At 52.2% G+C, this 17,804-nt stretch carries 15 protein-coding genes; 6 read left to right on the forward strand and 9 right to left on the reverse strand.

The window, feature by feature from the left end; genetic code table 11:
• Nucleotides 1-32: 32 nt before the first annotated feature.
• Nucleotides 33-2,291: a hypothetical protein gene (locus HFP08_RS07265; protein WP_168119882.1), complete on the reverse strand. Its 2,259-nt coding sequence runs from the start codon at nt 2,289-2,291 to the stop codon at nt 33-35.
• Between the two features lie 163 nt (nt 2,292-2,454).
• Here HFP08_RS07265 and HFP08_RS07270 point away from each other — a divergent pair, with 163 nt between their 5' ends.
• Nucleotides 2,455-3,234: an AraC family transcriptional regulator gene (locus tag HFP08_RS07270; RefSeq protein WP_168119883.1), complete on the forward strand. Its 780-nt coding sequence runs from the start codon at nt 2,455-2,457 to the stop codon at nt 3,232-3,234.
• Nucleotides 3,235-3,302: 68 nt separating this feature from the next.
• Here HFP08_RS07270 and HFP08_RS07275 read toward each other — a convergent pair whose 3' ends face one another.
• Nucleotides 3,303-4,409, reverse strand: coding sequence for a glycoside hydrolase family 88/105 protein (locus HFP08_RS07275; protein ID WP_168119884.1), 1,107 nt, complete (start codon nt 4,407-4,409; stop codon nt 3,303-3,305).
• A 144-nt stretch (nt 4,410-4,553) separates the two neighbouring features.
• Here HFP08_RS07275 and HFP08_RS07280 point away from each other — a divergent pair, with 144 nt between their 5' ends.
• Nucleotides 4,554-5,393 (forward strand): helix-turn-helix transcriptional regulator, encoded by an 840-nt coding sequence (locus tag HFP08_RS07280; protein WP_168119885.1) that lies wholly within the window; start codon nt 4,554-4,556, stop codon nt 5,391-5,393.
• A gap of 101 nt (nt 5,394-5,494) precedes the next feature.
• On the opposite strand, the gene HFP08_RS07285 is transcribed toward HFP08_RS07280, so the two are convergent.
• The gene (locus tag HFP08_RS07285; RefSeq protein WP_168119491.1) at nt 5,495-5,890 is read right to left on the reverse strand and encodes an LSm family protein; all 396 of its coding nucleotides are present in this window, start codon (nt 5,888-5,890) and stop codon (nt 5,495-5,497) included.
• Nucleotides 5,891-6,141: 251 nt separating this feature from the next.
• On the opposite strand from HFP08_RS07285, the gene HFP08_RS07290 reads away from it, so the two are divergent.
• Nucleotides 6,142-8,409: a polysaccharide lyase 8 family protein gene (locus HFP08_RS07290; RefSeq protein WP_168119886.1), complete on the forward strand. Its 2,268-nt coding sequence runs from the start codon at nt 6,142-6,144 to the stop codon at nt 8,407-8,409.
• Nucleotides 8,410-8,505: 96 nt separating this feature from the next.
• Here the strand turns inward: HFP08_RS07290 and HFP08_RS29195 are convergent, their stop codons facing one another.
• From HFP08_RS29195 to HFP08_RS07305, 4 genes are all read right to left on the reverse strand, one after another.
• Entirely contained in the window at nt 8,506-8,631 is a 126-nt protein-coding gene (locus HFP08_RS29195) for a DUF6254 family protein (RefSeq protein ID WP_240941154.1), read from the reverse strand.
• Nucleotides 8,632-8,711: 80 nt separating this feature from the next.
• Nucleotides 8,712-9,095, reverse strand: coding sequence for a DUF4183 domain-containing protein (locus tag HFP08_RS07295; RefSeq protein WP_168119887.1), 384 nt, complete (start codon nt 9,093-9,095; stop codon nt 8,712-8,714).
• Between the two features lie 86 nt (nt 9,096-9,181).
• The gene (locus HFP08_RS07300) at nt 9,182-9,565 is read right to left on the reverse strand and encodes a DUF4183 domain-containing protein (RefSeq protein WP_168119888.1); all 384 of its coding nucleotides are present in this window, start codon (nt 9,563-9,565) and stop codon (nt 9,182-9,184) included.
• A gap of 120 nt (nt 9,566-9,685) precedes the next feature.
• Nucleotides 9,686-10,564, reverse strand: coding sequence for a helix-turn-helix domain-containing protein (locus HFP08_RS07305; protein ID WP_206109194.1), 879 nt, complete (start codon nt 10,562-10,564; stop codon nt 9,686-9,688).
• A gap of 135 nt (nt 10,565-10,699) precedes the next feature.
• On the opposite strand from HFP08_RS07305, the gene HFP08_RS07310 reads away from it, so the two are divergent.
• Together HFP08_RS07310 and HFP08_RS07315 are read left to right on the forward strand one after the other, a co-directional pair.
• A complete protein-coding gene (locus tag HFP08_RS07310) occupies nt 10,700-12,676 on the forward strand; it encodes a glycoside hydrolase family 127 protein (RefSeq protein WP_168119889.1) in 1,977 nt (658 codons plus the stop codon).
• A gap of 155 nt (nt 12,677-12,831) precedes the next feature.
• The gene (locus tag HFP08_RS07315; protein ID WP_168119890.1) at nt 12,832-13,470 is read left to right on the forward strand and encodes a DUF975 family protein; all 639 of its coding nucleotides are present in this window, start codon (nt 12,832-12,834) and stop codon (nt 13,468-13,470) included.
• On the opposite strand, the gene HFP08_RS07320 is transcribed toward HFP08_RS07315, so the two are convergent.
• Complete coding sequence (locus HFP08_RS07320) at nt 13,467-14,270, reverse strand: helix-turn-helix domain-containing protein (protein WP_168119891.1); 804 nt, start codon at nt 14,268-14,270, stop codon at nt 13,467-13,469. The two genes, HFP08_RS07315 and HFP08_RS07320, sit on opposite strands and share 4 nt — an antisense overlap.
• A 153-nt stretch (nt 14,271-14,423) precedes the next feature.
• Between HFP08_RS07320 and HFP08_RS07325 the strand changes: the two genes are divergently transcribed.
• Entirely contained in the window at nt 14,424-15,890 is a 1,467-nt protein-coding gene (locus tag HFP08_RS07325; protein WP_168119892.1) for a sulfatase family protein, read from the forward strand.
• A gap of 67 nt (nt 15,891-15,957) precedes the next feature.
• On the opposite strand, the gene HFP08_RS07330 is transcribed toward HFP08_RS07325, so the two are convergent.
• Nucleotides 15,958-17,589 (reverse strand): glycosyl hydrolase family 18 protein, encoded by a 1,632-nt coding sequence (locus HFP08_RS07330; protein ID WP_168119893.1) that lies wholly within the window; start codon nt 17,587-17,589, stop codon nt 15,958-15,960.
• Nucleotides 17,590-17,804 lie beyond the last annotated feature (215 nt).

Below are 17,804 nucleotides of genomic sequence, written 5' to 3' on the forward strand. Positions count from 1 at the left end.
TTAAATATTTGAAGAGCCCTGAACGCAACAGTTCAGGGCTCTTCAATTCGTAGAAGCCGGGCTTCTCCAGGTGTGAGTTGAATGGTGACCTTGCGATTTGAATTTGACGGGATTAAAGTTTTCGTAAGCAGATTCACTGCTGCCCTGGCGTCAAGAGACAACACTTGCTCCTCATCCTCCCAATTGACCGCAAGCGCATAGGAATGGCCGTCCGCTTCGCGGACAATCACGCCTCTTACGTTACCGCTCTCATGATGAACAGGACGAATATCGTTTCCGGCGCTGCGCGTGGCTTTCGCTGTTTGATTGGCTTGTATGACAAACCCCGCATCCACCAGGATTTCTCCTGCGTCCAGGGAGCGCAGCTCCCCTTCGTAAGGAGCGCAGATTTCATCTCCGTAGAGCATGCCGCCTGTTCCCGCTGTCTTGAGATTTTCCCGAAGCCCAATCTGTCTTCGGCCTGGACGATGTATGACAAGCTCCTCCGCGCCGTAAGCGGCAATGACGCCGAGCTTATCATCCATATTCAGCCAATGCGATCCGGTTGAGACGGTTTGCTGATCACAATTCCCTGCTCCGAGCAGTGTAAGGCTTCCATCTTCAAATTCATAGTTGCGCTGGTTTCCATTGAACAGATCATTCGGCATTATAAGATGAAGGCCTTTCATGCCCCTTATATAAGCTCTGCGCTCCAAAGCTGTCGTAAGCTGCAGGACGATCATCGCACCATGCGGGAGCGCGGCGCAGACAATGCGGCTTCTGGCGATGTTATGGTCCGGCTGTCCCTCTGCAAGCAGCCCCGATGTATGATGAAGTGTGCTTCCCCATGTCAGAAACCCTCCCTCGAACATAGCGCCCTCATGTCGCTCCAATCGCTGCTCCGTGAATCTGCCTAACCCGGTAATCTGCGGCGCAAGGTTCTCCTTCCATTCGGCCATGCCGCTCTCATTCGCCGGCAAGCAAAGTCCTTGCGGCTTCTCTGCCGCTTCCCATACCCACGATGCTATCCTGTTCGCGTTTTTGTGCAGATAAGCGCCGTGCCAGGCATCGTGCCAGGCTTCCCCTTCCGCTTCGAGATCTGCAGGACTCCGGCTTTCGGATTCAAGCTTGCTGACACCGGCGGCATCGATCAAAGGCTTCCAAGCAAGCCCCATGGATAAGGCAACCGCCCGATCCGATTCCAGCCGCGCATAATAGAGCGGCGATTCCTCTCTCAAAACTTGATTTCGGGACGAGAAAAAGCTGCCGTCTCCATTCTCTTCCATCTCCAGCTGAACGAGCTGAAGCCATCGTTCCTCGAAATCGGAGCACTCCGAATCAGCCAGTATATCTCGAACCATATGCCATACCGGGATGACGTAATCCTGACAGTACGTATACCTTACCCGGGTGTCGCCGCCGATTCTGAGCAAGCGCCCGTCCGGGAAGGTGCATGCCTTGACCAGCTTCCATAACGGCTCTATATTGTGATAGAGCGCTTCGGGAACGGGAATGCTTCGATTTTTATAATAGAAATGCAGCATGGCCATGTTCGAGAGACAGATGACCATATAGCCGACATTCAAATAACCGTGATGATTGAGCGCCATGGATTCGAAGAAGTTCGCCCCGACATGACGATCCGCAACCGTCTTGCCGTCTTTGATCGTTCTATTGACAGCATCGGAGGGAACGGACACGGAATTAATGAGAAAAGCAAGTCCCTTCTCCCGAAATTGTTCCGCGCGCGCAGCATCCGGATACAACAGGGCCGTTCGATGCAGCAAGGCGCCGTTCCAAAGGTTGCTCTCCGGCTTGTTGTGCCCCTCGCTCGCCAGCAGTCCCGCTTCAATCTCAAGCTCATCCAGCAGCCAATCGCATTCCGAGAGCAATACCTTGCGCAGCAGCTCATGATCCGCAGAAGTCATCTCCTCCGCGATTGCGTCCACGCCGTGCATCATGCGTTCAATGCCAAGTGCGCTGATCCAGGTATGCCCCCATGAGCCGCCGTCTGTGCAGCAATAGTTGCCTTCGATATGAGATTGAAGCGAGAAGCGCAGCGTACGAAGCGCGATATGAATTAGCTCTTCCCGGGAGAGTCCCGCTGCGTCTGGATCAAATTCACGATCGGCGGCAAGCGCTGCATATGCGGCAAAAGCCTTCTGATTCGTCTGCACGCCCCAGCCGTTGTCGCCGCTGCCGTAGCAGGCAAGCTCTGGCCGGTCCAGACAGGAGTAGAGATCCGCCAGGCTGCTGCGAACCCATTTCTCAAGCAGCTTTCGATAAACAGAAACAGAATCGTCTATAGACATAAGAGAGCCTCCTGGTATAATGGACTATCATTGAATATGATGATATTTTGTTTCGTAGGAGGATTATATCAGTCAAATATAAAGAAATGAATGATCAATACTTGCATGACTTGTATGATATTTTGTTTTGGAGGCGAAAGCAGAGAAAGGAGGCTCGAATGCGATGAATGTGACAATCGACAAGGTGCTGCATCTGCAATATAAAGGCAGGTGGGGAGGATACGGCGAAGTGACGAAGGTTCCACATCATTTGCTTCTGTTCATGGACGAGGGCTCATGCTCCTATGTGATAGACGGAGAAACGTATACGGTGCGCAAAGGAGAGGTATTGTTCATGGCGGCCGATACGCCACGGCAAGGGATAGCGGCCGACGGCCGTTCTCATGCGAAATATTCGGTCCATTGGAAGGGAGCGGGCATGTTCGAGCCATTCCCCAAGCTGAACAAGCCGGCTGTGAAGTTCGAGACGGCGGCGATATACGGCTATCTGAATCAAATGTATGCCCGCATGCATCATCTATGTGAGGGGAAGGAGCGCTATTGCGAGGCGCTTTGTCATAGCATGCTGTTAGAGATGACAGTCAGAATCCACCAGCAGACAGAACGCAAGCGCCCCGCTGGCAAACAGGCGACGGCGATGAAGCTGGTTCACGATTATATTGCTCAGTATTATCAAGAGCCGTTGTCGATCGAAGAACTGGCGCTGCATGCGGGCAGGAATGCGACGCATCTGATTACAAGCTTCAGAAAGCAGTTCGGAAAGGCTCCGCTTGCCTATATGCATCAACTTCGCATTGCGAGGGCGGAGGAGCTGTTGCTCTCGACCGATGCCAGAATCGAGGATATTGCCTCCGAGCTCGGTTATTGCGACGCGGCATATTTCTCCCGCATGTTCAAGCGATTGACGGGGATGACGCCGTCCGCGTTCCGACGGATGCTGTAGAATTCAATTCGTTCATGCAGAGAAGAAAAGTCCCGGCGAGCAGAGACTTGCCTCGCCGGAACGTTCGATCAGGAATGCAGCGGTTCCGCCTTGCTCATCTCCACGCACATCAGAATGAAGGCGCCTGCGCCATGCAAGTCGTTTTCGCTGGTAGGACGGGCAATATAATGCGCATAATCGCCGATTCCCGTCCCGATGCAAATATGGCCGATAACAACCTTGCCGTTCTCGTCCTTGGTCAACGTATCTATAACGCCTTGATACCCCTTCCAGGCATACTTCAGATAGCCGGGATCGAGATAGCCGAAGCGCACGGCTTTGGCAATGGCATGAACAAAGAGCGAGGTGCAGGAATTTTCCAGCCAATTGTCCTCACGGTCGCCTTTGTCAATAACCTGGTACCACAAGCCGCTAGCCTCATCCTGGTAATTTACCAAGGCGGCCAGCAGGTCCTGCAGAATGTGAACCAGCTTCGCCTTGTCCTTATGATTCTCTGGCATATGCTCGAACATCTCAAGCAAAGCGACGGGATACCAGCCGATTGCCCGTCCCCAGAATTCGGGAGCGAGCCCGGTCGATGGATCCGCCCATGCGGCCTTCTTCGTCTCGTCCCAGCCATGATAGAGCAGCCCCGTAACAGGATCCTTCGTATGCTTCTCCATCAGTATAGCCTGGAAGGTCATCTTGTCGAAGTAGCTGCTGTCACCGAAGGTCTTTCCAAATTCAACCGCGATCGGGCCAGCCATATACAACCCGTCGAGCCACATTTGATTCGGATAATGCTCCTTGTGCCAGAAGCCGCCGGAAGAATTCGTCTTCCAGTCCTTCAATAGCGGAACAAGCGTGTGCAACGCTTTCTTGTAGCGCTCGTCTCCGGTTTGCTCGTAGAGAGGGAAGAGAAGCACGCCAGGCTGAATATCGTCGAGCTCATTCGCATTGAAGTGCTTGATGCTGCCTTCCTCAAGAACCTGGCTGTCCACCCATGCCTTCATGTAATCGTAATAGCGCTTTTTGCCGGTCGCTTGCCAGTACTTGGTCATGCCCGACAGGAAGACGCCTTGATGGTAATGGAATCGGCTTGGCGGCAGCTCCTCCGGAGCGTATTTGAACATTAAGGCTTCACAAGCTTCTTCTGCCCACCCAAGCGGGGTAAGCGTGGAATTGGCTGTTGTCATCTTCTCATTCCTTCCCATTTGTTTAGCCCTAGATTATCACAATGATATGTACATTAATTGCGTGATTAGACGATTTCTTCTTAGATCTTGCAGAAAGCGCAAGATGCCTTATAATAGAAGTCAAACGGCCAAGGGAGCGGGAGAATGGGAGACCTACAGTTTGAAAATGCGGGAGGAACCTTCTCAATCTCGCATCGGAAGGCGCTGGGCCATCATATGCCGATTAGTCATTTCCACAGCACCTTCGAGATTCATTGCTTAATATCGGGCAAGCGGGAGCTATTCGTCAAGGATCGCACCATTAGTCTTCAAGACGGCGATGTTGTCATCATTTCCCCGAATATCTTGCATCGAACGACGAATGCGAATATTCCAGAGCATGAACGGCTCGTCGTCAACATACACGAGAAATATTTGAACAGAGTTGACGGCGCTCATGAAGACATTCTGTCGCCCCTCTTCGAGCTTGAGTATATGCTGGTAAGAACATCCCCCTACGAGAGACTCGCGATAGATGCATTATTGCGTCAAATTATGCAAGAGCTTCAAGACAGACAGCCTGGCTTCGAACGTTGCACGCAGGCGCTGGTCATTCAGCTTCTCATCCTGTGCTGCAGGCATCGCGGGCAAGACAGCCTGATGTCGATCGAATCCCCAAGTCCCATGCATGATCGCATCTCGGAGGTTGTCTGCTATATCAACACTCATTACATGCAGCCGCTGTCTCTGCGAATGCTTGCGGATCGCTTCTATGTCAGTCCCTATTATTTGAGCCGATTCTTCAAGGAAGCAACCGGCTTCACCTTTGTGGAATACATGAACAGTGTCAGAGTGAAGGAAGCGAAGAAGCTGCTGGAGGGCACCAACATGAAGGCCGGTCTTATTGCGAAGAAGGTAGGCTTCGGCAGTGTCACCAATTTCGGAAGAGTATTCAAATCCGTTACGGGACATGCTCCGTTATTTTTTCGGAAAGGCAGGTCGTAAGAGTTAGAGTTGTCAGCAATGATAAAAGAGGGGCTCTGCAACGCTTTCTCATGCTGGAGAATGTTTGCAGAGCCTGTTTCCATTTCCAGGAATGTCAGCCTTTAATAAAAGCCGTCATATCCGCCATACCCGCCGGGGCCGCAGCCATTGCAGCCGCAACCGCCATACCCGCCGCCGAAACCGCCGCCGTATCCGCCGTAACCGCCTCCGTATCCGAAGAATGGGATGAAGAATAACGAGGCGATAAAGCCCAGCGCGATGCCTATACCGAAGCCGAAGAAAGAAATCGTTGCTTTTTTCTTATTGCGTTTGGCGTATTGCTTTCTCGCTCGATGATAGGTCGGGCCGGAGCCTTTGCTGATGGAGGCGAAGTAGAGCCGTCCGTCTCTGAACGCCTTGATTTTGCCGTAAATACGGGAACCGTCCTTCAGTTTGGCGTAGACGGTTTTTCCAATATACGGTCTGAGAGCAACTTCTGAAAGTGCAATGGGTTTCATAGGAATAACACCTCCTCATGTTGCGATATCTTAATAGTATATTCAGACAAGGTCTTCATAGATTGTATGAATAGCGGGGGACTGTCAAATGTCTCCATTGCGGAGGCGCATCATCTTGCAATACATCACAAGAATCTAAGAATAGGTCATGGCTATTCTCGTTTTTGTTGCTTAATGTAACGTACATATACCTATTTACAAGATGGAGCATGATGACTGGACAGGAGGAATCTCGATGCGGAATTGCCCGATTGAGAAAATCGATTATGAATGAGCTGAAGCAAAGATGGAAGGCCTATCTGTCGGGGGATGCCACTCGGCCTGATGAGGCGGAGAAGGCAGTCGGTTATCGATTAACCATGCAGCCGGGCAAAGACGGACTATGGCCGGATATTCGGTTCGCGGACAATGCCGCGGATATGTTCCTGACGGCTCGCCGCTTGAAAGAGATGGCGATCGCTCTTTGCTCCAGGGGAGCGCCTTGCTACATGGACGGCGAATTGAAGGAAGCGACAATTCGAGGATTGGAATGGCTTTATCAACGTCGTTACAACCAACGCTGCAAGCCCTACGGCAACTGGTGGTATTGGGAAATCGGCGTGCCCATTGCATTGCTGGAGAGCATGTTGCTGCTAGATGAAATGATTCCGCCGGAGCTAATTAAGTCATTGCTTCGTCCTATAGACAAATACGTGGGAGACCCTTCCTATCATGCTCAGCAGTTTACGGTGAATCCCCCTCGCTCGACCGGCGCGAATTTGGTCTGGAAAGCGATGGCCCAGGCGCTCAGCGCCGTAATGCAAAGCGATGAGGAGAAGCTGCTGGCGGCGCGGAAAGCGGTGCTTCCGGTGTTCGGCTACACGACGCATGGCGACGGTTTCTACCTTGACGGCTCCTTTATCCAGCATGATCGCTATGCTTACACCGGCGGATACGGGGTATCGCTCCTGCAAGATATCGTCAGAGTGATGGTGTGGCTGCATGGAACGCCTTGGGCGCTTGGCGAACCAGAGCGGGATATCGTCTTTCATTGGGCGCGGAACGCCTATGCGCCGCTCATGTTTCGAGGGCAGCTCCTCGATATGACAAGCGGAAGAGAGATTTCGAGGAAGCAGTCGCAGAATCATGAGAGCGGCCATTCCTTTATTGCTTCCTGCTTGAGGTTGTCCCGAATCGTGAATCCGCGTCAAGCCGAATATTTGCTGTCGCATGCGAAGCTGTGGATTGGAAGAGATTCTTACAAATCGTACTCAGCCTGCTGTCCGCCGGATACAGTAGAGCAAGCCAGAAGCCTGCTGGTGGATGACGGCATGGACGCGGCTAAGGAAGCGGCGTTCTGCAAGCTGTTCGCCAGCATGGACCGTGCCGTGCTTCAAGGTCCGGGCTTCGCTTACGGCATCAGCATGCATTCGAATCGAATCGGCAATTATGAATCTATGAACGGGGAGAATTTGAAAAGCTGGTATACCGCTCACGGCATGACGGATTTCTATCAGGATGATCTCGGCCAATATGCCGATTCCTATTGGCCGACGGTCAATCCTTGCAGGCTGCCTGGCACGACAGTTCCTGCGACACCTCGCCAGGATGGCACCGGGAACGGACGGTTCAGCTCTCGGGATTTCGTAGGAGGCGCCGTGCTGGAGGGGGAATTCGGCGGAATCGCGATGGAACTGGAGGATACGACAGAAGATGTCGATTCTGACAAGCTTACAGGGCGCAAGAGCTGGTTCTTGCTCGGAGACAGGATCGTTGCGCTTGGCTCGGATATTCAATCGCAGGGCAGAGCCCCGGTCGAGACAATCATTGAAAATCGGATGTGGCGGAACCAGGAGCAACTTATCATCTCCGCGGAGAAGGGATGCATCTGCGACTCGCTTGGCCGCATTGAAGAGGTGACTGGAAGCTGGATTCAATTGTTCGACGAGGCATCAGGATGCGAAGCGGGCTATCTATTCCCGAAAGGCGGGGCGGTGAAGGCGGTTCGCGAAGTGCGCGAAGGCAATTGGCGCAAGATCAATGCGAACGGTCCCGACGAGGCAATAAAGCGCGCTTATTTCACAGTATGGTTCGATCATGGCGCGAGACCTCAACAAGCGGAATATGCATACATCCTGTTGCCGGGAAGAACGGCAAGCGAAACGGAGCGCTTCGGAAGCAATTGTCCGGTGTATATAAGAGAACAAAGCGAATATTGCCATGCGGTGGAGGATACGGAGCTTGGAGTATATGCCGCGCATTTCTGGAAGCCGGCAGCTTTTTCCACAGGGCTCATTGCCTGTTCGGGTCGAGCCTCTATTGTGCTGCGACAGGAGAATAGAGGCTGGACACTCGCGGTATCCGATCCTACCCAGCGGGAAGAACAGCCTCTTGAATTGGAAATCAAGCTAGCGGCAGGCAACATACGGAAGCAGTCTGAGCGAATAACATTGCTGAGCAGCGACAAGCATGCGGTGAAGCTTTCGTTCGACCCCCGGGAAGGTGCGGGCGCCTCGTTCGAAATTGCATTTGAAAGTTGACCGAAGTGAGATGGATTTCCTAGAAGGGCGAGCAAGGATGCGGACGAAAAGCCATGGAGAGAGGATTCAATTCCTCCTTCCATGGCTTTTTCGCTGCTATTGTTTTTTGTCAGGAGCCGTTTCGCTCAGCTCCTCGAAGGATTGAACCTTGCCATGCGAAGGCTTCTGATTCTGCTTTCTTTGCTGCCAAGCGTTCTCTCTTCGATTCCTGGATGACGTCATCTGCGCTCTCGCACCTCCTTCCCCTGTTAGAATGGCATTTTGCTTTGCCTTTCATTCAGGCTCGGGAGAGCTATCAGGAGCTAAGTTGCAATCGTTGTCGTCGAGTCCGGCGCGAAGTTGATGACTTCAAGCACGACGGGGGAGCCAATGAGAATGGATGACAGTCCTGCGGGAACATCGATTGCGAGGGAACCGACTCCCGTCGCGCCTGCTGTATAGGTGGAGATATCCTGCATTTGCATAACGCCGTTGATGTAAACATTGAATAAGCTGTTGCCTGAGGATAACGCGGGAAGCTCAGTGACTGCAGTTCCGGAATCATCGAAGAAATCGGCGGCATCAATGGTTAATGTAGCGCCTGGTGCGGTAATTGTTGTCGTAACAAAAAAGAATCTTTCGGGCGTCGGCGTCGTCTCCGTCGTGGTAGTGGCTGTTACCAGCAATTTCATTAATTCCAAGGCCATGTATAAACCCTCCTCTAGTTTGTACTTCATAATTACTATATTCGAAATCATAGAGGAAGGCAGGGTGTTTCGCAGGGTTAATCTATCTAAATTCTTTTTCTGTTCCCTTTTGCCGCAAAGCGCACAAACTCCAGAATAATTGTTGTGCCCGAAGCAATTTGCTGATCTGTCGCAGCTAACTCTAACGCTTCGGGATTGATGTCATAGAGACCCCCCTCCTGCATAACGCCGTTAATAAATAAATTGACGTAACCGTTTCTTGCAACAAGAGGGAAAGAAGAAATCTTATTGCCGTCGTCATCATTGAAATGATGGGAAGGAAGGCAAGCTCCGTTCGCCAAATGCAAAATGTTCGGGGAAATGTAGAAATATCTGTTCACAATCGGTCGAACGCAGAGCTTGATTGCCGTTCTGCGACGGCATCTTTTCTTTCCGGCTTTGATTCTTTTTTGACGCTTCTTCAAACGCATGAGGGTCATCCTCCAGCAAATAACATTCTGCCTCATCATATGAAGTTTCTTCCTTGTCGGCAAGGGACATAGACCCGGCTGTGCATCGTATATGAAAGTCTGTCTGCATCAGCCAGGAGTCTATCGCGAGAATTGTTTTCGGAAAGCAGTAGGAGACAGACCGATTTTCTTCGTCATGCAAGAGGTGAAGTAGGCTGCGCTGTCATAGCCTACTTGCTCTGCGATTGCGCCTATCGTCCACTCGGTTTTGAGGAGCAGCAGCTTGGCTTGCTCCAGACGGTAAGCGTTCCAATATTGGCCGGGCGTCATGCCGTACACCTGCTTCATGCATCTTGAGATATAGTTGTAATGGAAGTTCAGCTCGGCAGCCATCGCATTCCCCGATATCGCTTCCCGATAATTGTTCTTGATATATGCTTCGGCTTTCTCTGCGAGTGCGACGACCGGGCTTGCGAACGCTTCGTTCTGCCGCATGTCCATCATTCGCAGAAGCTCCTCGAAGGCTTGCTGCTGTGTCCAGAAAGCGCTTGACTGCGGCTCGCCGGCCGAGCGATTCATTCTTCTCGCGAGCTGATAGGCCTGCTCCGGATAGGGCAAAGTCCATTGCTTTCGAATCGTCAACGCATAGGGCGCAGTAAGGAATTTGGCAGCATGAGCCTCATGATGGAAGGATGAATGCTCCTCGCAAGATTGCAGCCATTCGCCCAAGACGTGGAAATGGACCCAATAGAATACGGTTTCCATCTCGCAGGGCTTGACGGAGTAGTGAGTGCCGTCAGGCATAAGCAGCAGCGTTTCTCCACTTGAAAGCGACCAAGAATGCTCCTCTTCTCCGATATACAAGCAGCCGGATTCCACAATAAGCAAATCGAATACGCCAAGCTGCTTTCGGCTTGGATGCAGGTCTCCCGCTCCATAGCGCGTTTCCCCGCTTTCGAGATAATACGGCATGGGCGGAGCAGCCATATAGACGCGTTCAGGGGTTTGCGGCGTCGTCATCGAATCCCCATCCTTTTGTGTGATATTTTATAAGAAATTGGTTGATATCCTTAATCGATCAGCTACATTATAGCGTATACAATAAAGCTATTCAGTATGAAATTTCACAATTCAAGAATGGAGTGAGCGAAAGATATGAACAACATGGCAATGAGCGGCGCTGCCAAGCCCGTTTCTCTGAATCAAACGCATATTCAAGATTCCTTCTGGACCTATTACAAGGAGCTTGTTCGCGATGTAGTCGTTCCTTATCAATGGGAGGCGCTTAATGATGCGGTGGAGGGCGCGGAGCGAAGCGGAGCCGTCCGTAATTTCAAGATAGCGGCGGGCATGGAGCAAGGAGAGTTCTACGGCTTTGTTTTTCAGGATACCGATGTGGCGAAATGGCTGGAGGCGGTCGCCTACCTGCTTAAGGACAAACGCGACAGCGAGCTGGAGAAGCAAGCGGATGAGATGATTGCCATCATTGGCAAGGCGCAGCATGCGGATGGCTATTTGAATACCTACTTTACGGTCAAAGCTCCCGAGGCCAGATATACGAATCTGGCGGAATGTCACGAGCTGTATACCGCAGGACATATGATCGAAGCGGGAGTTGCCTATTATGACGCGACCGGCAAGTGCGAGCTGCTGGATATTGTCATTCGATTGGCCGATCATATTGCGAATATTTTCGGCGATGAGGAGGGGCAGATCGCCGGTTATGACGGACATCAGGAAATCGAGCTTGCCTTGATGAAGCTGTACGAAGCGACAGGGAATAAGAAGTATCTCGCCTCAAGCTCCTACTTTATCAATAAGCGCGGTGCGCAGCCAAGCTTCTTTGAAGAAGAGGCGGATCGGAGAGGAAGAACATCCATCTGGAGCAAAGAGGATATTCGCATTAATCCCGCTTACTTTCAGGCGCATCTTCCGGTGCGGGAGCAATCGGTTGCGACCGGGCATGCCGTACGGGTTGTTTATATGCTCGCCGGGATGGCGGATGTGGCCCGTGAGACCGGAGACGACTCGCTGCTTGCTGCTTGCCGCGCGCTTTGGAGCAATATTGTGGAGAAGCAGATGTATGTTACGGGCGGGATAGGCTCGATGGCTTCCGGCGAAGCCTTCTCCGTCGATTACGATCTGCCGAGCGATACGGCCTACGCGGAGACATGTGCATCCATCGGCCTGATCTTCGCGGCCCATCGCATGCTGCAACTAGAGCTTAAGAGCGGTTATGCAGAAGCGATGGAAAGAGCGCTGTATAACACGGTCATATCGGGCATGTCGCGCGACGGGAAGAGATTCTTCTATGTGAATCCGCTGGAAGTCGCGCCCGGGGTATGCGAGGGGCATAACCACAACTTCAACCATGTCAAGCCCGTGCGTCAAGAATGGTTCGGCTGCGCCTGCTGTCCTCCGAATATTGCCAGATTGCTCGCATCGCTTGAGCAATACGTGTACTCGGTGAACGAAACCGCCGTCTACGCACATCTCTATATCGGCGGTCAGGCAAGCTTGTCGGTTAAAGGAGCCCAGGTAGAGCTTCGGCAGGTCAGCGGTCTGCCTTGGGAGGGGAATGTGCGCTTCGAATTGTCTGTGGAGCAGCCTGTAACATTCGCGATGGCATTCCGCAAGCCCGATTGGTGTCCGCGTGTTGCGATCAGAGTGAACGGGGAGAAGCTTGAATGCAGCGAGCCTGGAGCGGATGGCTATATCATTGTAGAACGATTATGGACGACGGGAGACGTGGCGGAGCTGGAGCTCGAGATGCCGGTGCTGCGAATGAGAAGTCACCCGAATGTCCGGGAGACCCGGGGGAAGGTCGCGCTGCAGCGCGGACCGCTTGTGTATTGCGCGGAAGAAGCGGACAACGGATCAGGTCTGGGCGGATTGATGCTCCCCGTTGGCGCGAAGCTTCAGACCTTCTTCGAGGACAGCTTGCTTGGGGGCCTGCAAGTCATTGAAGCGGAGGCCTCTCGCATGCGGGAAGCGACGCGGTGGGAATCGGAGCTTTACCGCGCGGACAGGGAGCCGTCTCTGCAGCCGGAACGAATTCGCTTCATTCCGTATTACGCTTGGGCCAATCGCGGCAAAGGCGAGATGGCCGTATGGCTCAAAGAGAGGCTTTAGTCCCGGCGAACGGGGCTCTAAGCCATTCACTCCTGCAGCAGTTCTAAGCTTCGTTCATGTGCGCATACCTTTAAATTAGTCGTTTACCCATTTATTCATCTATGTTATCATCAATTGGGTATTAGGAACTATATTACATTTAAGGGAGCAATCAAATGAACGGGATTTTAAGCAGATCGGAACTGCGAGCCGCGGCTCGGGAAAGCTTGTTCGGCAATTGGGGCAAATCAATTGCAGTGTTTTTAATTTATGTAGCAATAACCATTTCTTTAGGTTTTATTCCTTTTTTTGGTCAGCTCGTACTCATTCTTATCACAGGGGTTTTCACTCTTGGAATGGCTCTTTATTTCATCCGACTGGCAAGGGGGGAAGATCCTTCCGTAAGCTCTCTGTTCGAAGGATTTGAGAGATTCGTCAAGGTGTTCTTACTTACTTTGCTTATGGGAATTTTTACGTTGCTCTGGTCGCTCTTATTCATTATTCCAGGCATTATTGCAGGCTACCGCTATTCGCAAGCTTATTACATTTTAATCGATAATCCGGATATAAGCGCTCTTGAAGCGATTCGCAGAAGCAAGGAGATGATGGCCGGCCACAAATGGCGCTACTTCGTGCTGCAGCTGTCTTTCATAGGCTGGTATTTGCTTTGCATGCTGACTCTGGGCATTGGCGCGCTTTGGCTTGCTCCTTACATGGCGGCTACGAACGCGCATTTCTATGAAAATCTTAGACATTGCAACGGCTCGTTCGGCATTGCGCCGCCGCCGGATTCACTTGGCATCTACCCGTCTTAAAGCTGCAAATTCGCCATGTCGATAAGGGTGCCGCCCGCTATGAAGTCGGTGGGCGACATCCTGCAATGCTTCTTGAACACCCGGAAGAAATAAGAGGTGTCGTAGTATCCCAGATGCTGGGCGATATTCGTGACGGACATATCGGAGAAGAGGAGCAGATTGCAGGCTTCCATCACTCTAAGCTGATGCATGTAAGGAATGGGCGAATAGCCGTACACCTCCTTGAACAACGCGCTGGTGTAATTGGGTGAACGATTAATAAGCCCTGCAAGCTGCTCGATCTCGATGGCTTCGCGATAATGCTCGTGCAAATAGGCTTCAATTATCTCGGCATTCCGGATACGATTAGGCTTTAAATCCGGCTTCTCGAGCTCGCGGGCAAGCTGGCTGAACAGCTCCAGAAGGACAGCTCCGCATAAAATTTCTCTAAAGCTCTTCGATCCCCGCATTTCCTCGAACAATCTGACGCATTGGCTTTCCGTATATTGCAGGCTCCTCACTTTGCTCTTCAACCATTCCGTGCTGTCGATGAAAGGAATTCCGGACGGGCTCGCTGCGTCCCTTTGAAACAGGACGGTATATTTGCGATGCGTTCTTCCGTCCGCATTCCTGCCGCTTCTCACGGTTCCTTCAGGAATATAGAGGAAATCGCCTTCTTCCGCCACTATACTCTGCCCGTTCATCTCATACCGTACCTCGCCTTCCATAACCAGCACGAACACATTATAAGCAATTCGTTCGAGCGGTGTTCGCCAATTCGGAATATGGCGATCATCGTTGACATGGTGAATGTGGAACATGATGCTCACTCCTCGAAAGTGGAATAGAATTATACATGGGATACTTGAATCGTACATAGACAGTTGAAAGCGCGATCTTCTACAATGAAGTAATGAATCTACGATGAGCCGCCGTCTTGGCGCGCATCGAAATTGAGAGGAGATATCTTCATTATGAGAGTATTGTTGCTGGATTTGGATTCAACGAAGCCCGCCCACCTGGGCTGCTACGGCTATCATCGCAACACTTCCCCGAATATAGACAGGATTGCATCCGAGGGTGTTCGTTTTGATAACTATTATACATCTGACGCGCCATGCTTTCCATCCCGTACGGCGCTTATGACGGGAAGGTTCGGGATTCACAACGGCGTGGTCGGACATGGAGGAACGGCTGCCGACGTTCGGCATGACGGCGAGAGCCGGAGCTTCAGATCGACGCTGGACACCGAGAGCTTCCCGTCACTGTTCCGGCAGGCCGGGCTGCGAACGACGCTGGTCAGCCCTTTCGGAGAGCGGCATTCCGCTTATACGTTCTACGCCGGCTTCAATGAAATGCATAATACCGGCGGCGGAGGCATGGAATCGGCCGAAGAGGTTACGCCGACCGTCCTGGATTGGATCGACCGCAACGCGGACAAGGACGACTGGTTCCTCTATGTGAATTATTGGGATCCGCATACGCCTTATCGCGCTCCTGAAGCGTTCGGCAATCCGTTCAAGGACGAGCCTCTTCCGGCGTGGTGCGACGACGAGACGCTGGAGAAGCATAAGAAGAAGGTCGGACCGCACAGCGTTCATGAGATTAACATGTACAACAGCGACACTTCCGAGCGCTTCCCGAGACATCCCGGCGAGATTGCTTCCATGGACGATATGCGCTCGATGATTGACGGCTATGATTGCGGCATCCGTTTTATGGACGACAATATCGGAATGATCTTCTCCCAGCTTGAGAAGAAGGGCTTGTTGGATGATTTAATTATCATCATTACGGCGGATCATGGCGAGAATGTCGGAGAGCTTGGCATATACGGCGAGCATGGCACAGCCGACAACGGCACCTGCCGCATTCCGATGATCATTCGCTGGCCGGGCATGCAATCCGGCGCCGTGGACAAAGGCTTGCATTATCACCTGGACCTTTTGCCTACGATAGCCGAAATGCTGGGCAAGCAGCCGCAAGCAAGCTGGGACGGCCAGAGCTACGCGAGCGTGCTGAAGACCGGCGAGGACGCGGGCCGCGATTACCTGGTCGTCTCCCAATGCGCGCATGTGTGCCAGCGCAGCGTAAGATTCGGAGATTATATGTATATTCGCACCTATCATGACGGTTATCATCTGTTCGATCGAGAGATGCTGTTCAACCTCGCTGAGGATTACCTTGAGCAGTTCAATCTCGCGGAGGAGAGGCCGGAGCTGGTGCGCGAAGCGGTCTATCTCTTGAATGAATGGCATGACGAGATGATGGCGAGCATGCCGCATGACGTGGATCCGTTATGGACGGTAATCAAGGAAGGCGGACCGTTCCATGCGAAGGGGCATCTGCCGGCCTATGTCGAGCGTCTCAAGCAGACGGGGAGAGAAGCGGCGGTGCCCGAGTTAATGAGTCGACATCCGCGCGAATTCGCCAAGCAATAATAAGCCAAGAAACCTTCGGATTCGCCGTCAAAAGCGATTCTGAAGGTTTCTTGTTTGAGGCAGCCTTCTAAGCTGGCGAGGATGCCTGCTCTTGTTCAATCAAGCTCCAATCCTCCGCTGTAAGGTTGCCCATATGCCATAGAGATACGCCCTTTAAGCCGTAATAGTTGGCGAGCCACAGCTTCTTCGCAATGCTCTTCGTATCCTCGTACAAAATTTCATGCGCTTCCTGGCCATTCTGATACGTGATTTTGTTCAAGAAGGAAGGAAGCTCTACCGTCTGAGACACGCCTGGCTGCTTCAATCGACTTTCCACATCGGCAATTTTGGGCTTGTATAGCGTTGTTTCTCCATCAATCGTTACCCACTGATTCGCTTGCTTCGAAATGCCGAGAACAAGCTTCTCCTTCGGCACGAAAGCGAGCGCGTGAACAACCGCTTCATTCACAAGCGGAAGCGGCGCTGAAGGCAGCCTGCTGTCGCCATGTGTATAATCATAGGCCATCAGAATGACTTCATCGGCTGCCTTGCCAATGCCGGCCAGGTCATACCCCTTGTAATAATCCGCAGGAGGGACGGTAACAGTCAAAGTCAAATCTCCCAGTTGCTCCTTCAAATCCTGGACGAAGGCAAGAAAGCCCGCTTTGCTCTCCTCCCCGCGAAGCCCCTCGAAATCCAGGTTAATGCCCGTAAAGCCGAATTCGGGATCCTCCGCCGTGACGAGCACCGAATCGATAAACGCTTGACGCGCGTCAAGATCATTCACGAACGCCTTCAGGTTCTCGTCGCTGTAATAGATCATCAGCTCTTTGCCAATGCCGGCATCCTCCGCTGCAGCCAAAGGTTCTTCGTAGCCCTGAGGCAGCTTATATTCGGTTGTCGCGAGATCAAGGCTGGCAGCCCCGTTCTCGTCATAGTCCATATGCGACCAGCCGAACGCGACATTCGTCAGATCCTCCATATGCGAAACGGCGGAATAGGAGCTGATCGCGTAATAGCCCGTGAATGCCAGCTTCTGCGCTGTCGTCTCCAGATTAATCAGTCGATAGAAGACGGCGGCGGCTTGCTTGCGAATCAGAGGTTCTGCGGGGGAGAAGCCGCTCGGCTCGCCCTGCATAATGCCCAGCTTCACGCAATAGTAGAGATAAGGCAGCAGCTTCTGATCGATTTGGGCGCCGTCCTGAAAAACGGTTTTCCCGGCTTCCAGCTTCCAACCGGTCGATAACCACTCCTCGCGAACCGCTGCCGGCTCCTTCTCCAACAAGTAGTTGCCGATCAGCGCGGCCATTTCTTCTCTCGTAATCGTCTGCTCTGGGAGGAATCTATCATTCCGGTCGATAAGGAAATCGATCCAATGATGCTCATAAGCGGCGGCAATATAAGGGGCGGACCAGCGATCGGTGCTGACGTCGGCCATGCTTCCGCCGGAAGCGGACGCCGTTTCGAGCTTGGCGGTGGAGACGAGCAGCTTGACGACAGCTTCCCGGGTCAGGGAGCCGTCGGGATGAAAGACGCCGCCGGGATATCCGTCAATAATGCCGAGCGCGGACAAGGAATAGATGGATTCGGTCGCGTAATCATTGAGCTCGACATCCTTGAAGGCGGCAAGCTGAGCCTGATAGGCATCTACGGGTGCAGACAGGGACAGCGTGACCGCAATGGATGCGGGCATGGCGATGGAAAGTATTTTTTTCAACATGGATAATTCCTTCTTACTTATTCAAATCTTCCGCAGGCACAATATTCTGGCATTCTAGTACTCTATTAATCTCTCGTATGTCGTAAGAAAGAGTATTCCAATTTACTATTATATAGGAAAAATATTGGGAATGCGAAATTGACAGAGCGGCATGAAAGGTTAATGAAGCGACTTCGGCCGCATACAATAGAACAAAAGCCTAGAGCGGGGAGTTG

Source organism: Paenibacillus sp. HB172176 (assembly GCF_011947265.1).
In the GTDB taxonomy this organism is placed as follows: domain Bacteria; phylum Bacillota; class Bacilli; order Paenibacillales; family Paenibacillaceae; genus Pristimantibacillus.